The organism is Neisseria sp. HMSC065C04, from assembly GCF_001815375.1.
Lineage (GTDB): Bacteria > Pseudomonadota > Gammaproteobacteria > Burkholderiales > Neisseriaceae > Neisseria > Neisseria flavescens_D.
On the sequence record NZ_KV820412.1, the window covers coordinates 1 to 15,686 of the forward strand.

Annotated in this window: 14 protein-coding genes and 3 tRNA genes; 10 read left to right on the forward strand and 7 right to left on the reverse strand. The window is 51.2% G+C overall.

The window, feature by feature from the left end; translation table 11 throughout:
- Window positions 1-463: 463 nt before the first annotated feature.
- From HMPREF3022_RS06045 to HMPREF3022_RS06070, 6 genes are all read right to left on the reverse strand, one after another.
- Complete coding sequence (locus HMPREF3022_RS06045) at window positions 464-1,306, reverse strand: hypothetical protein (protein WP_004520957.1); 843 nt, start codon at window positions 1,304-1,306, stop codon at window positions 464-466.
- 15 nt (window positions 1,307-1,321) lie between these two features.
- Entirely contained in the window at window positions 1,322-3,082 is a 1,761-nt protein-coding gene (locus HMPREF3022_RS06050; RefSeq protein ID WP_070625244.1) for a bifunctional biotin--[acetyl-CoA-carboxylase] ligase/type III pantothenate kinase, read from the reverse strand.
- Window positions 3,079-3,585 carry an adenylyltransferase/cytidyltransferase family protein gene (locus HMPREF3022_RS06055; protein ID WP_188212340.1) on the reverse strand — a complete coding sequence of 169 codons (507 nt, stop codon included), beginning with the start codon at window positions 3,583-3,585 and terminating at the stop codon, window positions 3,079-3,081. The genes HMPREF3022_RS06050 and HMPREF3022_RS06055 overlap by 4 nt, the downstream gene beginning before the upstream one ends.
- Before the next feature lie 259 nt (window positions 3,586-3,844).
- Window positions 3,845-3,920 (reverse strand) — tRNA-His (locus tag HMPREF3022_RS06060).
- Window positions 3,921-3,929: 9 nt separating this feature from the next.
- Window positions 3,930-4,006 (reverse strand) — tRNA-Arg (locus HMPREF3022_RS06065).
- A gap of 27 nt (window positions 4,007-4,033) precedes the next feature.
- Window positions 4,034-4,111, reverse strand: a tRNA-Pro gene (locus tag HMPREF3022_RS06070).
- 200 nt (window positions 4,112-4,311) lie between these two features.
- On the opposite strand from HMPREF3022_RS06070, the gene folD reads away from it, so the two are divergent.
- Together folD and HMPREF3022_RS06080 are read left to right on the forward strand one after the other, a co-directional pair.
- Window positions 4,312-5,163 carry a bifunctional methylenetetrahydrofolate dehydrogenase/methenyltetrahydrofolate cyclohydrolase FolD gene (gene folD / locus HMPREF3022_RS06075; RefSeq protein ID WP_070765272.1) on the forward strand — a complete coding sequence of 284 codons (852 nt, stop codon included), beginning with the start codon at window positions 4,312-4,314 and terminating at the stop codon, window positions 5,161-5,163.
- 84 nt (window positions 5,164-5,247) lie between these two features.
- Complete coding sequence (locus HMPREF3022_RS06080) at window positions 5,248-6,321, forward strand: AI-2E family transporter (RefSeq protein WP_070765273.1); 1,074 nt, start codon at window positions 5,248-5,250, stop codon at window positions 6,319-6,321.
- A gap of 58 nt (window positions 6,322-6,379) precedes the next feature.
- Here HMPREF3022_RS06080 and HMPREF3022_RS06085 read toward each other — a convergent pair whose 3' ends face one another.
- The gene (locus HMPREF3022_RS06085; protein WP_049333661.1) at window positions 6,380-7,384 is read right to left on the reverse strand and encodes a DUF6236 family protein; all 1,005 of its coding nucleotides are present in this window, start codon (window positions 7,382-7,384) and stop codon (window positions 6,380-6,382) included.
- Between the two features lie 210 nt (window positions 7,385-7,594).
- Between HMPREF3022_RS06085 and HMPREF3022_RS06090 the strand changes: the two genes are divergently transcribed.
- From HMPREF3022_RS06090 to HMPREF3022_RS06125, 8 genes are all read left to right on the forward strand, one after another.
- Window positions 7,595-8,836, forward strand: coding sequence for an aromatic amino acid transporter (locus HMPREF3022_RS06090; protein WP_070765274.1), 1,242 nt, complete (start codon window positions 7,595-7,597; stop codon window positions 8,834-8,836).
- Window positions 8,837-8,929: 93 nt separating this feature from the next.
- Window positions 8,930-9,382 (forward strand): DUF7832 domain-containing protein, encoded by a 453-nt coding sequence (locus HMPREF3022_RS06095; RefSeq protein ID WP_070765275.1) that lies wholly within the window; start codon window positions 8,930-8,932, stop codon window positions 9,380-9,382.
- A gap of 11 nt (window positions 9,383-9,393) precedes the next feature.
- The gene (gene gmhB / locus HMPREF3022_RS06100; protein ID WP_070765276.1) at window positions 9,394-9,972 is read left to right on the forward strand and encodes a D-glycero-beta-D-manno-heptose 1,7-bisphosphate 7-phosphatase; all 579 of its coding nucleotides are present in this window, start codon (window positions 9,394-9,396) and stop codon (window positions 9,970-9,972) included.
- Between the two features lie 71 nt (window positions 9,973-10,043).
- Window positions 10,044-10,775 (forward strand): lysophospholipid acyltransferase family protein, encoded by a 732-nt coding sequence (locus HMPREF3022_RS06105; RefSeq protein WP_070765277.1) that lies wholly within the window; start codon window positions 10,044-10,046, stop codon window positions 10,773-10,775.
- 49 nt (window positions 10,776-10,824) lie between these two features.
- On the forward strand, window positions 10,825-11,520 hold the full coding sequence (locus HMPREF3022_RS06110) for a M48 family metallopeptidase (RefSeq protein ID WP_070765278.1): 696 nt from the start codon (window positions 10,825-10,827) through the stop codon (window positions 11,518-11,520).
- A gap of 172 nt (window positions 11,521-11,692) precedes the next feature.
- Window positions 11,693-12,064 (forward strand): hypothetical protein, encoded by a 372-nt coding sequence (locus HMPREF3022_RS06115; protein WP_036492581.1) that lies wholly within the window; start codon window positions 11,693-11,695, stop codon window positions 12,062-12,064.
- 156 nt (window positions 12,065-12,220) lie between these two features.
- Window positions 12,221-13,696, forward strand: coding sequence for a surface lipoprotein assembly modifier (locus tag HMPREF3022_RS06120; protein WP_192832391.1), 1,476 nt, complete (start codon window positions 12,221-12,223; stop codon window positions 13,694-13,696).
- A 288-nt stretch (window positions 13,697-13,984) separates the two neighbouring features.
- On the forward strand, window positions 13,985-15,481 hold the full coding sequence (locus HMPREF3022_RS06125) for a subtype B tannase (RefSeq protein ID WP_192832392.1): 1,497 nt from the start codon (window positions 13,985-13,987) through the stop codon (window positions 15,479-15,481).
- Window positions 15,482-15,686: the final 205 nt, after the last annotated feature.

A 15,686-nucleotide genomic window follows, 5' to 3' on the forward strand; every position in this document is an offset into this window, starting at 1 on the left:
TGTGATAGGGCGCAATATATAAGGCCGTCTGAAATATAGGGTTGAAATGTTTGCCTTACCCTATTTCAACCGGCCTGTTCGTTTGACGTTCAGACGGCCTTTTCAATCACGGCAAAGCCAATGCCACAATTTAATTTCCATACAAAACAAAGCATTACAACAAAAACCATTATTTTTTCAATTTTGCTATTGATAATAGTTATTATTAGCGTATAATCAAAACCACTCGGAAGACGTCCTAATCCGAGCCATTAAACGACAGATTTTATCCCCCTCTTTCCCATTATCTCTTGATACTCGGAGTGCGCATATACGAAACATACCTGTTCCCCTTTATATCAGATACTCAAAACCGAAAAACATGAAACCCACTGCCGATACAGTGGGTTTCGTGTTTTTTGGCGTTCGGTTTATCAGGCTTGGCCGGCTGCTTATTAGGCCGTCTGAAACCGAATAGGCCTGATTATCGGCAGGTTTTCATGTTCAACTTGCCATAACGGCCGACAATGTTTCTGATGTCTTGGGCATCGCGCTCGTCGACCGCCATAAAGACCACGGTCATGCGTGCTACGCTCAAACCGGTATCGGGTGCGCTTCTGTCTTCCTGTTCGACAATGCGCGCACCGCCAAAACCTGCGCTGGACAAGCGTGAAATCAAAACTTGGGCGGAAGAGCGGCTGCGTGTTACGTCAATGCTGATTTCGCCGTTGTGAATACTGCCGCTAAAGCCGCGGCTGCCCAAGGCATCAAGCTGGGCGGAAGTGTCGCCGTCGGCAGGCAAGACCACGCGGAAGGTTTTGGAAGAAGTTTCGCCACCGGATGCGCCGTTACGTTTTTCGATACTGCGGCTGGCCGCATGAGGCCATTTGCCCAACAAGCCTTTGATGCGGTGGTAATCGTCTTCATCCATCACTACGGTGGCGCTGCTGGTACACAAGCGTTCCACGCCGGCCGCGTCCATCTCTTCTTCGGCTGCGCGACGCTCTTGCGCTTCTTTCTCGCGGCGCATTTTTTCTTTTTTCTCTTTCAACTGCTGCGCTTCTTGCTTTTTACGCAAGGCTTCTGCTTCTTCGGATTCAGGTTCTGCCATAATCAGGCCGTCTGATTCATCCGCCACCCAATCGGGTTGCGATGCCTGCTGAGGCTCGGCTTTGGGCGCGTCCAAAGAAGACGGGCGCAATAATTCGTGCGTGCCGCCTTCCAAGGCAGATTCGGGTTTCGCGGTTTTATGTTGTGTCCGATAGGCAACCATGCTGCCAAAAACAATGATGTTGAGTGCGACCAAGACCGCAAACAGCCATTTCATGATGCGTTTTCCTTTTTATTGTCCGTTGCGATGGGCAATCCAATGCAAGAGCCCGTGAATCACGAGATTATCGACGATTTTCACTTGATTGTCATGAACGAATGACTCCGGCAGCGCCTGCACGACTCTGGCCGCGCCGCCGCCCGTGATAATAATATCGACCGGTTTGCCTTCGCCCGTTTTGTCTTTCAGACGGCCATGCATCATCATCAACGCGCCGCAAACGGCATCCATCATGCCGCTGGCAATGGCGTTCGGCGTTGTGGTTGGGAACGGATATACCTTGCCGATGGGGCGGTTGAGGTTGGCGGTCTTGAGCGCCATCGCCTCTTTCATCAAGTGGAAACCGGGCATGATGGTGCCGCCGAGATAATGATTGTCTTCCGTCAGCGCGTCGGTGGTTACGGCGGTGCCGCAGCTGACGACGACGCAGGCGTTTTGCGTAAAGCGGCGGCTGCCCAGCGCATTAAACCAACGGTCGGAGCCATGTTCTTCAGGGCGGCGGTAATGGTTGCGGATACCCAAAGCCTGCGGCATGGAAGACAGCCATTCGACCGGACGGGTTAATTGCTCTTCCACCATCGCTTTTTTTACCGAACCGCACACGGCGCAACCGACAATCTTCACATCGTCATCGGCAAATTGCAGCCATTCTTCGCCCAGCTGGGCCAAATCACGATACGGCGCGCGGCCGACTTCGGAAAATGTGCCGTTCTCCACCCATGCCCATTTCAACTGACTGTTGCCGCCGTCCAGCAGCAAAAAGCGTTCCGGCTTGGCGGCGGCAGGTTGTGCCGGACGGTTATCCGGACGCAAGCTGATCTCGCCGCTGACGATGGTTTTCTCGCCCTTGTCCGTCTGCAAACGCAACGCACCTTGCGCATCCACGCCTTTGACTACGCCTTCGTGAACAACGCGTCCTTCCTGAAGCAGCAATACCGGTCTGTCCGTATCGCGGTTGGCGGCATTGTATTCGCCGACACATGATGCAAATCCGTTTTGCGCGTATTCGTTCAACAGCACATCAAGTTGCGCCAATACCGCATTCAACAAGGTTTTGACGCTTACACCCTGCTTAGAGGCCGTCTGAAACAAGGCCTGCACGGAAGTGGCATTTTCAACTTCTTTCGGCAATACAAAATTAATGCCGATGCCGATGACGGCGACAGTCTTATTCTCTACTCGCGCCGTTTCAATCAAAATACCGGCCAATTTATCGTTGGCCACGACCAAATCGTTCGGCCACTTGATATTTACGTCCAAACCGATATCGGCAAGCGCACGGCGGCAGGCCAATGCCACCACCAACGCCAGCGAACCCAGCTCATACTGCGGCTTATCAAACGCCCAGCCCAGGCTGAACATCAGACATTCGCCCTGTCGGTTGACCCAGCTTCTCCCTTGCCGTCCGCGTCCTTTGGTTTGGAAATGCGCCACGCACAATGCCTTATGCGCCAAATCTGCCGACTGGCGCGCCAATGCCATGATTTCATCGTTGCTGGACGAACATTCGTGTTTCAACTGCGCACGAAAACCCTGTTTTCCGGCCATTTGTTGCAGAGATTCTTCGGCAAACACAGCCAAAGGGCGCACCAAGCGCCATTGCCCGTCATGCTGGCGCAGCAAACCGCGGATATGGCCCGGCATCTGCTGCCAGAATCCGTTTAATTGTTGCGGCTTCATCCCAACCACTCGCGCCAACTGAGAAACGTGTTGCGGCAGGCCGTCTGAAAGCGCGGCGAGCAAGGCCCAATGGCGGCTGTTCAAATCCGTCATTCGCCTCCTCCGGCTTCGCGGATTTTCGCTAATGTTTTGGTGGTCGAAGTCTGGTGTAAAAACGGAATCGAAAATACTTTGCCGCCGCGTGCAAACGTCTCGGCCGCACCGACAATCTTATCCACAGGCCAATCGCCACCTTTAATCAATACATCGGGTTTGACCATTTCAATCAGCGCGGCAGGTGTATCGTCATCAAACCATGTGACCAAATCCACGCTCGCCAATGCAGCTGCCACTGCCGCGCGGTTTTCCAAAGGATTAATCGGACGGTCGTCCCCTTTGCCCTGACGGCGCACCGAAGCATCGGTATTCAACGCCAGCACCAAAGCCGCACCGGCCGATCGCGCCTGCGCCAAATACGTTACATGACCCCGGTGGAGAATATCGAAACAACCGTTGGTAAACACCAGCGGACGGGGCAATGCCGCCAAACGCTCCGCCAGCTTTTCGGGCGGACAGATTTTGGATTCAAATTCTGGAGCTGGCCATTCGGACATGATGCGGTTCCTTTGGAAATGAAACAGAAAATAATCGGGGTATTATAAAGGATAACGGCGAAACGCCATAAAAAGATACCGAACGGTACAATATTCGGGCTTGACTGCGTATTCATTGATATTTGATAACACAGCAAACGCCATTTTTGCCGATGCTATGATGAAACGGTTTGATAAATACTTTTTTGAAACCCAATTAAATCTGAAGTAAAATTCGGGTATAAACGGAAAAAAGCCTGCATACAATATGCAGGCTTTCATCTGGGGTGGCTGATGGGGCTCGAACCCACGACAACTGGAATCACAATCCAGGGCTCTACCAACTGAGCTACAGCCACCGTAAAAATTGGCACGCCCGACAGGAATCGAACCTGTAACCCCCGACTTAGAAGGTCGGTGCTCTATCCGGTTGAGCTACGGGCGCTCATGCCGATTCGTGCTAAGAATTTTGTGGTCGGGGCGGTGGGATTCGAACTCACGACCCTCTGCTCCCAAAGCAGATGCGCTAACCGGGCTGCGCTACGCCCCGACTGAAGACCTGAACTATACAGACCCTTTTCAACCCGGTCAACACTTACTTTGCTTTATTTTTCATTTTTTAGTTATCTTATTATTTTTAATCGTTATTTATTTTTATGTTTCGTAATTAGGGCCACTCTTTTGTGTCAGGCCGTCTGAAAAATGCGATAATTTAAACGCAATTTTTGTCCCTATTTAGGAGGAAAAATCATGGCTGCACAACTTATAGACGGAAAAAAAATCTCCCAGCAACGCATCGAGGCGGTCGCGCAGGCGGTAAAAGCGCGTCAGGAAAAAGGTTTGCACACGCCTTGCTTGGCGGTGGTATTGGTTGGCGACGACCCTGCCAGCGCGGTTTATGTACGCAATAAAAAACTGGCCTGCCAAAAAAGCGGCATCGAATCGCGCTCTTATGAGCTGCCGTCTGAAACCACGCAAGACGATTTGCTGAAACTGGTGGACGAATTGAACGGCGACCCTGCCGTCGACAGTATTTTGGTGCAACTGCCGCTACCGGCACACATCGACAGCCAAGCGGTTTTGGAGCGTATCGAGCCGCATAAAGATGTGGACGGCTTCCACCCTTACAACGTCGGCCGCCTGGTCGTCAAAATGCCGCTGATGCGCCCTTGCACACCCAAAGGCGTGATGACTTTGTTGGAAGCCTACGGCATCGACCCGAAAGGCAAAAAAGCGGTCGTCGTCGGCGCATCCAATATTGTCGGCCGCCCGCAGGCATTGGAATTGCTGCTGTCCCGTGCGACGGTAACCATCTGCCACAGCGCCACGCAAAACCTTGCCGATGAAGTTGCCGCCGCAGATATTTTGGTGGTCGGCGTAGGCATTCCGAATTTCGTTAAAGGCGAATGGGTCAAACCCGGCGCAGTCGTTATCGATGTGGGCATCAACCGCTTGGACGACGGCAGCCTGTGCGGCGACGTGGAGTTTGATGTCGCCAAAGAACGCGCGTCCATGATTACGCCCGTTCCCGGCGGCGTCGGCCCGATGACGATTGCCACTTTGTTGGAAAACACGGTACACGCGGCCTCATTGCACGATTAATCGCTGTCATTAAGTTAGGCCGTCTGAACATGGTTTTTCAGACGGCCTGACCTGTTTTTTTGCTTTTTACCTTATTGGCTTCACATGTCCTTACTCTCTTCCCACGCCGACAACCCGACTTTCCGCAACGCTTCCTATATCCTGATGGGCTTGGCTTTGCTGATTGTCTTGCACTACCATTTTCTGCCGCTGCTGCTGTCGGTTATCCTGACCTATATCTTTATTACGCGCACCAACGGAGTCATCCTCAAACTCCGCCGCCGTGTTTTGCCGCGCAACACGCGGCTGCATAAATCGCTCAACGCGCACAATATCAACCTGATTTCCACCACGCTGACGCTGGCCATCGTGTTCAGCATCATCACGATGATGTCTTTGGGCATTTACCACCTGATACACGGCGGCCATGTCGGCTTTATGCTGGCAAAGCTGGCGGCGATTTTGGAAGACACCAAAAACAGCCAAGACCTGCCTGCGGCCATTCTCAATATGCTACCCAACAATATGGCCGAAATCAAAGCCTCGGCAATCAAGCTGATTGAAGAATACCGCGCCGCGCTGACCCGTATCAGTAAAAACAGCATCACATCCTTCGTGTACATCCTCATCGGCATCATCATCGGCGCCATGCTCAGTTTCCACCGCCTGAAAATGCGCAAAAACCGCCACAAAATGCCGCAGTTTAAAGCCGAATTGGTGCACCGCATCGTCAATTTTGAAACCAGCTTTGAACGCGTGTTCCTCGCCCAAGTCAAAATCTCGCTGATCGACACCTTCCTGACCGGCCTGTACCTTTACTTGGTTTTACCGCTGTTCGGTGTTGAGCTGCCGTTTAAAATGACCGTCCTGATCGTCGCCTTTATCGTCGGACTGATTCCGGTGGCGGGCAACCTGATTTCCAACACCATCATCATTATTTTGAGCCTCGGCGCATCGCTGTACGTCGCACTCGCCTCGTTGGTTTTCCTCGTTGTCATCCACAAGCTCGAATATTTCCTCAACGCCAAAATCATCGGCTCGGAAATCGAATCCAGCGCATGGGAATTGCTGGTGGCGATGGTCGTCTTTGAACGCATTTTCGGCATCGGCGGCATCATCGTCGCGCCGGTTTATTACGCGTATCTGAAAAACGAATTGAAACTGCGAAAATTGATTTGAGTGTTGACACGGTAATACAGAAAGGCCGTCTGAGAAATTTCCAGACGGCCTTTTTATATTATGAGTTTGTCTTAAATTCGCGTCCCATTTTAAAAGTATAAGCAAAAGGACTATTTTCTACTGATTGTACAATCGGAGGGCTTTTTAGCCATTTAGAACTAAAACAAAGCATTGCTCCTGCTGCTAATTGAACACCGATATCAGGAATATATGGAGCTAATAGCGGTATTTCTTTAGCAATGCTTGCAATAGTGGGAGGTGTAGCAAAAAGGCTATATTTATCTGTTGGTAATATATTTTGAAAATGTGCTTTCATCGAATCTAGTCGAGTACGTATTTTATTTTCATTAAATAATCTATTTAAGTCATATAAATCTTTTTGAATCTCCTGTATTTTTTTATGATAAGTTTTTTGTATCTCTTCAGATTGAATGATAGAATTATAAATAGTATCTAAATGTTCACGAAGCCTAATTAACTCATCTCTTCTTCGATATTTAAAGTCAAGAATTTCATAAATTGGTGTACTATCAATAGGAACAGGTAGTGAATTTATTAAATTAAACTCTATAATTTGCTTTTTATTATCTTCATTTATCAAAGGAAAGTATAAATCATCTGTCTCAAAAATATCTTGAGCAAGAGTCCATTGTCCTTTAGATGATTTTATATGTTGTTCTAGAGCCCACAATTGTGATTTTAAAAATAAATCAGGATCAATTCGATGATTATCAACGGGGGACATGGTTCTAGTAAGAATACCTTGTTCTTCTAACATTATTAAGTCTGGATCAGCCAATCTTACTAAACATATTTTATTTACAGGATAATCAATTTTATCCCAATAAACTAAATATTTAATAATATCTGAAGATCGTAAATTCCTTTTAGACGATAAACCACTAATTTCCTTTAACTCAAAATAAGTCTCCCTCGGCGGAATCAGCAGTTTATTCCTATAAGATATAAGGCCTTCTATATGATTAGAAGGTTCTTTGGTTGAAGTTACTTTATATATTGGTTCGAATATATCAGAAATAACAACCCCACGCTCTACACACATTTTTGTTACCTTTCAAAGCTAGGAAGTAATTTAAGGTAGTAATTATATTGGGAAGTAATGATACATTTACAAGGATATTTTTAATTTTAATCTGATATAAAAAAGGCCGTCTGAAAACGACAATCAGGTTTTCAGACGGCCTTTACTTTACCTTTTCTTACACTTTACGGCATAATGGCAGCCACGCATTTCTAGAAGAAAGATAAACTAATGTCAACCAAAACCCCTTCCCTATTCGGCGGCGCGATGATTATCGCCGGTACGGTTATCGGCGCAGGCATGCTTGCCAACCCGACCGCCACCTCCGGCGTATGGTTTACCGGCTCGCTGGCCGTGTTGCTGTACACCTGGTTTTCCATGCTCTCCAGCGGCCTGATGATTTTGGAAGTCAACACCCATTATCCGCACGGCGCCAGCTTCGACACCATGGTTAAAGACCTGCTCGGCCCGGCTTGGAACGTCATCAACGGCATTGCCGTCGCTTTCGTTTTATACCTGCTCACCTACGCCTACATCTTCGTCGGCGGCGACCTGACCGCCAAAGGCATCGGCAGCGCAGTAGGCAGCGAAATTTCGCTCACCATCGGCCAACTCGTCTTCTTCGGCATTCTCGCCTTTTGCGTTTGGGCATCCGCACGCTTGGTTGACCGTTTCACCAGCATCCTCATCGGCGGCATGGTATTGACCTTCATCTGGGCAACCGGCGGCCTGATTGCCGATGCCAAAATGCCTGTCCTGTTTGACACCCAAGCCCCTGCCGGCACCAGCTACTGGATTTATGTCGCCACCGCCCTGCCCGTCTGCCTTGCGTCATTCGGTTTCCACGGCAACGTTTCCAGCCTGCTTAAATACTTTAAAGGCGACGCGCCCAAAGTGGCCAAATCTCTGTGGTCGGGTACGCTGATTGCCTTGGTGATTTACGTCCTCTGGCAAATTGCCATCCAAGGCAACCTGCCGCGCAACGAGTTCGCACCGGTTATTGCTGCTGATGGTCAAGTATCTATCCTCATCGAAACACTATCAAAATTTGTTCCTACTGGTAACATGGCATTAATACTGTCTTTCTTTTCTTACATGGCAATTGCTACATCCTTTTTGGGCGTAACTCTCGGACTATTTGATTACATTGCTGATATATTCAAATGGAACGATAGCCCCTCAGGACGCACCAAAACTGCAGCTGTTACTTTCCTCCCCCCCTTGATTTCCTGCTTGCTTTTTCCTACTGGCTTTGTCACGGCCATTGGCTATGTAGGACTCGTTGCTACCGTATGGACCTGCTCTACACCAATCTTATTACTGTTTCATTCCCGTCAGAAATTTGGCAAAAGCAAAACTTACACTGTTTATGGAGGTGCATGGCTAATTTATTGGGTAGCTCTCTTCGGTACCGTCAATATACTGGCATGGAGCTTAAACAAAATGGAGCTTGTTCCCGTATTTAAAGGTTAAATTCCCTTAAGGCCGTCTGAAACACCCTCTTTCAGACGGCCTAATTCATTATTTTCCGCTACAATACCCCCTTTCCCCCAACGAACACCGTCCATGTACGACAATATCCGTTTCCATCTCGACGAAGACTATCCCGACCAGCTCCTGCCCGAAAACGCCGCCACCCATATCGGCATGTACTGGCAGTGGGCGGCGCAGGCAGGCCTCGTCAACCCCGTCTGGCAAACCGCCCCCGAAACCGCAGCCGACTTCGCCGCCATGACCTCGGGCAAAATCAGCGGACGGCACTTCCTGCTCAAACACATGGACGGCGCATTGACGGCGGACGACTTTACCGAACTCGGCCAACGGTTTACCGAGTTCTACTACACCGACGAAGAAGACGGCTACGGCGCATTTATGGAAGACTACGTCCTCGCCCTTGACACGCCCTCGCTCGGCGGCTTCTACCACGTCAAAAACACCCCGGAAACCTTCGCCAAACTGACACCCGTTTTTCAGACGGCCTTTGAAAAATGGAAAAGCAGTTTGAAAGCAGAAAAATAAGAGCCACCACCATGAAACTCATCATCCTCGACCGCGACGGAGTCATCAACCAAGACCGCGACGATTTCGTCAAATCCGTTGACGAATGGATTCCCATCGAAGGCAGCATGGATGCCATCGCCTTTTTAACGCAGGCAGGCTACACCATCGCCGTAGCCACCAACCAATCCGGTATCGGCCGCAAATACTTTACCGTGCAAGACCTGACCGAAATGCACGCGAAAATGCACCGCCTTGCCGTTCAAGCAGGCGGTACCATCGACGGCATTTGGTTTTGCCCGCATACCGCCGTTGACAACTGCGAATGCCGCAAACCCAAGCCCGGCATGATTCTCGACATCATCGAACGCTTCAAGGCCAATGCCGCCGAAACCTGGCTGGTCGGCGACAGCCTGCGCGACCTGCAAGCCATTGATGCCGCAGGCGGCAAATCCGCACTCGTCCTGACCGGCAAAGGCAAAAAAACGCTGGCCAAACACGAGCAAGACCTGCCCGAACACACCCAAGTCTTCGACAACCTGCTCGCTTTCTCGCAATACATCATGCGTGAAAACACACAAATCGAAGAAGCCGCGCAAGCCATCCTATAAACGACAAGGCCGTCTGAAATCTGCCGACAACGGTGTTCAGACGGCCTTCAAACGACTGACTTTTCCCCGATATGCTGATTATCCGCAACCTGATTTACTGGTTCATCCTTTCCTCTAGCATTATTTTGCTGTTCCCCTTTATGCTGCTTGCCCTGCCCTTTCAAGGCGGCGCGCACAAAATGGCGCAAGTTTGGGTGCGCATCCTCAACTGGTCGCTCAAGCACATCATCGGTTTGAACTACACCTTAAGCGGTACGGAAAATATTCCCGACCACCCCGCCATCATTTGCGCCAAACACCAAAGCGGCTGGGAAACCCTCGCCCTGCAAGAGATTTTTCCGCCGCAAGTCTATGTTGCCAAACGCGAGCTCTTCAAAATCCCTTTCTTCGGCTGGGGCTTGAAGCTGGTTAAAACCATCGGCATCGACCGCAGCAACAGCCGCGAAGCCAACAAACAACTATTAGAACAAGGCCTTGCGCGTAAAAATGAAGGCTATTGGATTACCATTTTCCCCGAAGGCACACGCCTGCCGCCCGGTGAAAAAGGCCGCTACAAGCTCGGCGGCGCGCGCATGGCAAAAATGTTCGAGATGGACATCGTCCCCGTCGCGCTCAACAGCGGCGAGTTTTGGCCACGCAACTCCTTCCTCAAATACCCCGGCACCGTCAGCGTCATCATCGGCAAGCCCATTGCCCACAACAACGGCAATGAAGCCGAACTTATGGCCCAATGCGAGCAATGGATTGAAAGCCAGCAGCCCCTGATTACCGGACAAGGTCCGTTCGCGCCACAAACCAAATAAATTATTCCATCGGGTGGGCCGCCATGCCCGCCCCTCTCCCTCAAACACCATGCCCTGCCTCCATACCCACACCCTTTCAGACGGCCTGACCATTCATATCCAGCTCAAACGCAGTGCCAAAAAAAACCTCATCTTGCGCCCCGTTTCCGCCGATACCGTCAGCATCAATATCCCTCCGTTTGTGACCCGGCACACCTTTACCCAATGGCTGAACGACAACGAGGCCATCCTGCGCCGCACCCTAAACAAAACACCAGCCCAGCAAAAATCCACCGACACGCTTCCCGAATGGATTTGGTATCAAGGCGTTCAGACGGCCTTGTCCGTCCACCCAGCAAACCACATCCAAATCAGGCCGTCTGAAATCCTGTTGCCCGAAAAAGAAACCGCCGCCCAACTCACCCATTTGCGCCGCTTCCTGCTCGAACGTGCGCACGAATATCTACTGCCGCGCCTCGAAAGCCATATCCGAAGCACCCGCCTGACCCCGAGCGCTATTTCCCTGTCCAACGCCAAAACCTTCTGGGGCGTATGCCGCCACACCACCGGCATCCGCCTCAACTGGCGGCTCATCGGCGCACCCGAATATGTCGCCGACTACGTCTGCCTGCACGAACTCGCCCACCTGCGCCACCCCGACCACAGCCCTGCATTTTGGGCGCTGACCCACTCGTTCACACCGCATGTTGATCAAGCCAAACAATGGCTGAAGGCACACGGCGGCGAATTGTTCCTTCTCGGCTAAGCCTTTACTTTCAGTATTTTTCTGCAAGCAAACACCGACCCAAGGCAAAGAATCAACGCCTTCCAAACAAATCATGTAGCCGCGCGTAAAATCGAGTTTATCCGCTTGCCGCCCCTCAAGCATGCCGATAAGATGATGTCGTTCTCCAAACCCTTTTCAGAAAGGAAAACCGATGACCAAAGCAAAATCGTTACTGGCCACCGGCATTTTGGCTCTTTTCTCCGCCACGGCATTCGCCTCCCCGCTGCCTTCCGAAATCTACCGTCCGGCAGGCGCGCACACCATCAAAGCCGATCACCAAGGCGACGGTGAGTTTGAATACGAAGCCGAACTTTCCGGCCGACACAATTCCATTCCTTCCCTGGCCAAAAAAGTGATCGCCCACGCGCGCAGCAAAGGTTTCCATGTAGTCGAGTCAGAAATCAAACACGACGATGCCGATCTGAAATTCAAACGCGGCAAACAAGAGCTGGACGTTTCCATCGAAGACAAAGGCCAAGGCCGTATCGAATACAAAGCCGATTTGGACTTGGACAAAAACTAAATCCGACTCGCCAACAAAGGCCGTCTGAAATCCCATCAGGTTTCAGACGGCCTTTTGTCGTCTTTATCAGATAAAATCGCAATCGATTTGCAAAATTTCCGACTCAAAACATTGTACAATCTGCCCGCTTATACCGATAACATTCCAAACATTGCCATGAAAAAACGTCTGCTCCTCCTCGCCATCCTTCCCCTTTCCCTTCACGCCGCCGATGTGCCGCCTGATGTAAAACCCGAGCTTCAAGTCAACACAGCCGAACCCCAGCAACCTGAAACGCACGACATCACTGCCGAGCAGACAAACAGGCCGTCTGAAAAAATCATCAACGTCGATGCCGACACCCTGCTTGCCAACACCGAATTACTGGCACGCGCCATGTATTCCGCCGTTGTCGCCCACAACATCCCCGGCATCAAAGCCGTTTTGCCCATTTACGAACAATGGCCAGAACACGACCGCGCCATGGCGCGCTATGCCAAAGGTTTGCTTGCCCAATCCGAAGGGCATGCTGCCGAAGCCATCGGCCATTACCGCCGCTTTATCGCCGAGCAGCCCGACGCTTCCGCCGTCCGCTGGCAGCTTGCGACCGCCTTGTTTGAAGACAAACAAAACGAAGCCGCGGCCGACCAGTTCGACAAACTGCAAACCGAATCCCTCCCACCTGCCTTGCAAGAACGCCTCGAAACCTACCGCAAAGCCCTGCGCGAACGCGACTCATGGCAATTCAACGCCGGCTTGAACATCACGCACGAACAAAACATCAACCAAGCTCCCGACCAACGCCGTCTGGGCAACCACCTGAGCGACGAACAATGCCGCGCCGTGCGCCTTGCCTATCCCGACGATGACTGTTTCCGAGGCTGGACATTCCCCGAACCCATCGATGCCACCACCGTCCACTACCAAATCGGTGCAGAAAAAAAATGGTCGCTGCCCCGCGGCTTCTATACCACAGCAGGCGCAGACCACTACGGCAAAATCTACCCCAAACACACCAACTACAACGACCTCACCACACGCTTCTCGGCAGGCCTCGGCTATGCCGACCAGCGCAACGACGTCGGCATGACCCCGTTCCACGAGCGTCGCTTCTACGGCAACGACCCCTACACCTACACCAACGGCGCACGCCTCCACTACAACCATTGGTGGCAACCCAAGCTGCAAACCCTCAGCGCATTTGAAGCAGGCCGTCTGAAAAACAGCCGCCGCGAGCATTCCAACAATACCAGCCAACTGCTCAGCAACTCCATCGTGTACTACCGCAACGCGCGCCAATACTGGGTGGCCGGTATCGACCTCTACCGCGAACGCAACCGCGACGACAAAGGCGACAGCTTCAACCGCTACGCCCTGCGCACCACATGGGGACAAGAGTGGCCCAAAGGCCTCTCCACCGTCCTACGTCTCAGCGCCGCCCAACGCCGTTACCAAGCCCCCGGCTTCTTCAGCAACGAACAAAACCGCCGCGACAAAGAAGCCTCCGCCTCCCTGAGCGTATGGCACCGCGCCCTCCATTTCAAAGGCATCACCCCGCGCCTGACCATTGCCCACAACAAAACATGGAGCAACGACAAGTTCTACGAATACGGCAAAACCAAAATGTTTGTCGAATTGAGCAAAACGTTCTGACAAGTAGAATCAATCTGTAGATAAAACAAAAATGCCTGTCCTGCTTACTGATTTACAAGACAGATTCAACTTTTACAGATACCGAATCAATAGATTTTTTAAAGTATAATGTCTTATTAAATTCATATTTATCAAATAGATGAAATTTAAGCCCATATTACTTTACAACGTAACGTACAACACTACATAACGCTACAAAAAAATCAGGCCGTCTGAAACCCGACTTGGCGTTTCAGACGGCCTAAGTATTCGTTATCATATCCGCTTACCTCTTCAGAAAGTATGATGATGAACGCCCTAAACAAAACCCTCTTATCCGTTTCTGTCGCGCTGGGATTGAGCGCCTGCGCTTCCGTCAAAACCGCAGACACCTACGACCTAGACTTCTCCAAACAAAAATACACCGAACAAAGCATCGAAGTGAACGGTCAAGTCGTCAAATTCCGCGCTTACGAAGGCGTGGTTTACGTCCGCAATCCTGTCGATACCCGTTACGAAATCATCAATATTTATGTACCCGAAGCCTATTACAACGGCGGCGAGATAGACGGTTTCAACACCGAAACCGCACCGATTTTCCTGCCCAACCAAATCGGCGGCTATATGCCGGCCGAACCGGGCAAACCTGCTTTAGAAGGCAAACACGGCGAGCCTGAAGACGGCCAAAAATCGCCCAACGCCGCCCTGGTTGCCCTTTCCAAAGGCTACGTCGTCGCATCCCCTGGAGCACGCGGCCGGACAGAACCCACCGGCAAAGCACCTGCCGCCATTGTCGATTTGAAAGCCGCCGTCCGCTATCTGAAAGCCAACGACAAAGTCATGCCCGGCGATGCCGAAAAAATCATTTCCAACGGCACAAGCGCAGGCGGAGCGATGTCCGCCCTCTTAGGCGCAACAGCCGACCAAAAAGATTACGAAAACCACCTCAAAGCCTTAGGTGCGGCAGACGGCAGCGACAAAGTTTTCGCCGTATCCGCCTACTGCCCGATTACCGATTTGGACCATGCCGATATGGCTTACGAATGGCAGTTCAACGGTATCAACAACTACAAAAAAATGAACATTTCCATGCTCGACTACCGCGTCAAACGCGAGCTGGTCGCAGGCACACTGACCGATGACGAGAAAAAACTGTCCGACCTCCTCAAACCCCTATACCCCGCATACCTCAACAGCCTGAACCTGAAATCCCCCGAAGGCAAACCTCTAACGTTGGATGCCCAAGGCAACGGCAGCTTTAAAAACCATATTGCCGGTTTACTTGCCAAATCCGCACAAGCCCAACTTGATGCAGGCAAAGACCTGAGCGACCGCACTTGGCTGACCGTCCGCAAAGGCAAAGTCGTCTCCGTCGATTTCGATGCCTACGCCAAAGCTGCCGGCCGCCAAAAAACACCACCTGCCTTTGACGGCGTAGATTTAAGTACAGGCGAAAACCAACTCTTCGGCACCAATACCGTCGACAAACGCCACTTCACCTCGTTCTCCATGCAACACAACACCGCCGCCAACGCCGAAATCGCAGATGAAGAAACCATCAAAATCATGAACCCGCTCAACTACATCGGCAAACCGAGCGTGAACCTGCCGCAAAACTGGCGCATCCGCGTCGGCACCAATGACCGCGACACCTCACTGGCAGTCTCCGCCGTCTTAGCCGCCAAACTGCAAAATAACGGCCAAACCGTCGACTACGCCCTGCCTTGGGATGTCGGCCACGGCGGCGATTATGACTTAGACGACCTGTTTGCCTGGATGAAGCAAGTCAGCAGCTCTACAAAATAATCGTTCGCAACATAGATTGAGATGAGATTTGGTATCCCGTTTTAATTGGAAAAAGGCCGTCTGAATATTTCAGACGGCCTATTCTTGATTTACTCTTTACGCAGCGACCAGTAAACCTCTTCTTTTTTGACGATACCGCGTTTAAGGATATCGGTAGCTAAGGCGGCGGTGTCGGGCGGATTTTGGTAGAACGCCGCGTCTTCCT

Excerpts from the sequence above, each read along its gene's own strand:
- HMPREF3022_RS06045 (WP_004520957.1), bottom strand. The coding sequence starts at position 1,306 with ATGAAATGGCTGTTTGCGGTCTTGGTCGCACTCAACATCATTGTTTTT.
- HMPREF3022_RS06110 (WP_070765278.1), top strand. The coding sequence starts at position 10,825 with ATGCCCTGCCTCCATACCCACACCCTTTCAGACGGCCTGACCATTCAT.
- folD (WP_070765272.1), top strand. The coding sequence starts at position 4,312 with ATGGCTGCACAACTTATAGACGGAAAAAAAATCTCCCAGCAACGCATC.
- HMPREF3022_RS06120 (WP_192832391.1), top strand. The coding sequence starts at position 12,221 with ATGAAAAAACGTCTGCTCCTCCTCGCCATCCTTCCCCTTTCCCTTCAC.
- gmhB (WP_070765276.1), top strand. The coding sequence starts at position 9,394 with ATGAAACTCATCATCCTCGACCGCGACGGAGTCATCAACCAAGACCGC.
- HMPREF3022_RS06105 (WP_070765277.1), top strand. The coding sequence starts at position 10,044 with ATGCTGATTATCCGCAACCTGATTTACTGGTTCATCCTTTCCTCTAGC.
- HMPREF3022_RS06080 (WP_070765273.1), top strand. The coding sequence starts at position 5,248 with ATGTCCTTACTCTCTTCCCACGCCGACAACCCGACTTTCCGCAACGCT.
- HMPREF3022_RS06050 (WP_070625244.1), bottom strand. The coding sequence starts at position 3,082 with ATGACGGATTTGAACAGCCGCCATTGGGCCTTGCTCGCCGCGCTTTCA.
- HMPREF3022_RS06125 (WP_192832392.1), top strand. The coding sequence starts at position 13,985 with ATGAACGCCCTAAACAAAACCCTCTTATCCGTTTCTGTCGCGCTGGGA.
- HMPREF3022_RS06115 (WP_036492581.1), top strand. The coding sequence starts at position 11,693 with ATGACCAAAGCAAAATCGTTACTGGCCACCGGCATTTTGGCTCTTTTC.
- HMPREF3022_RS06090 (WP_070765274.1), top strand. The coding sequence starts at position 7,595 with ATGTCAACCAAAACCCCTTCCCTATTCGGCGGCGCGATGATTATCGCC.
- HMPREF3022_RS06095 (WP_070765275.1), top strand. The coding sequence starts at position 8,930 with ATGTACGACAATATCCGTTTCCATCTCGACGAAGACTATCCCGACCAG.
- HMPREF3022_RS06085 (WP_049333661.1), bottom strand. The coding sequence starts at position 7,384 with ATGTGTGTAGAGCGTGGGGTTGTTATTTCTGATATATTCGAACCAATA.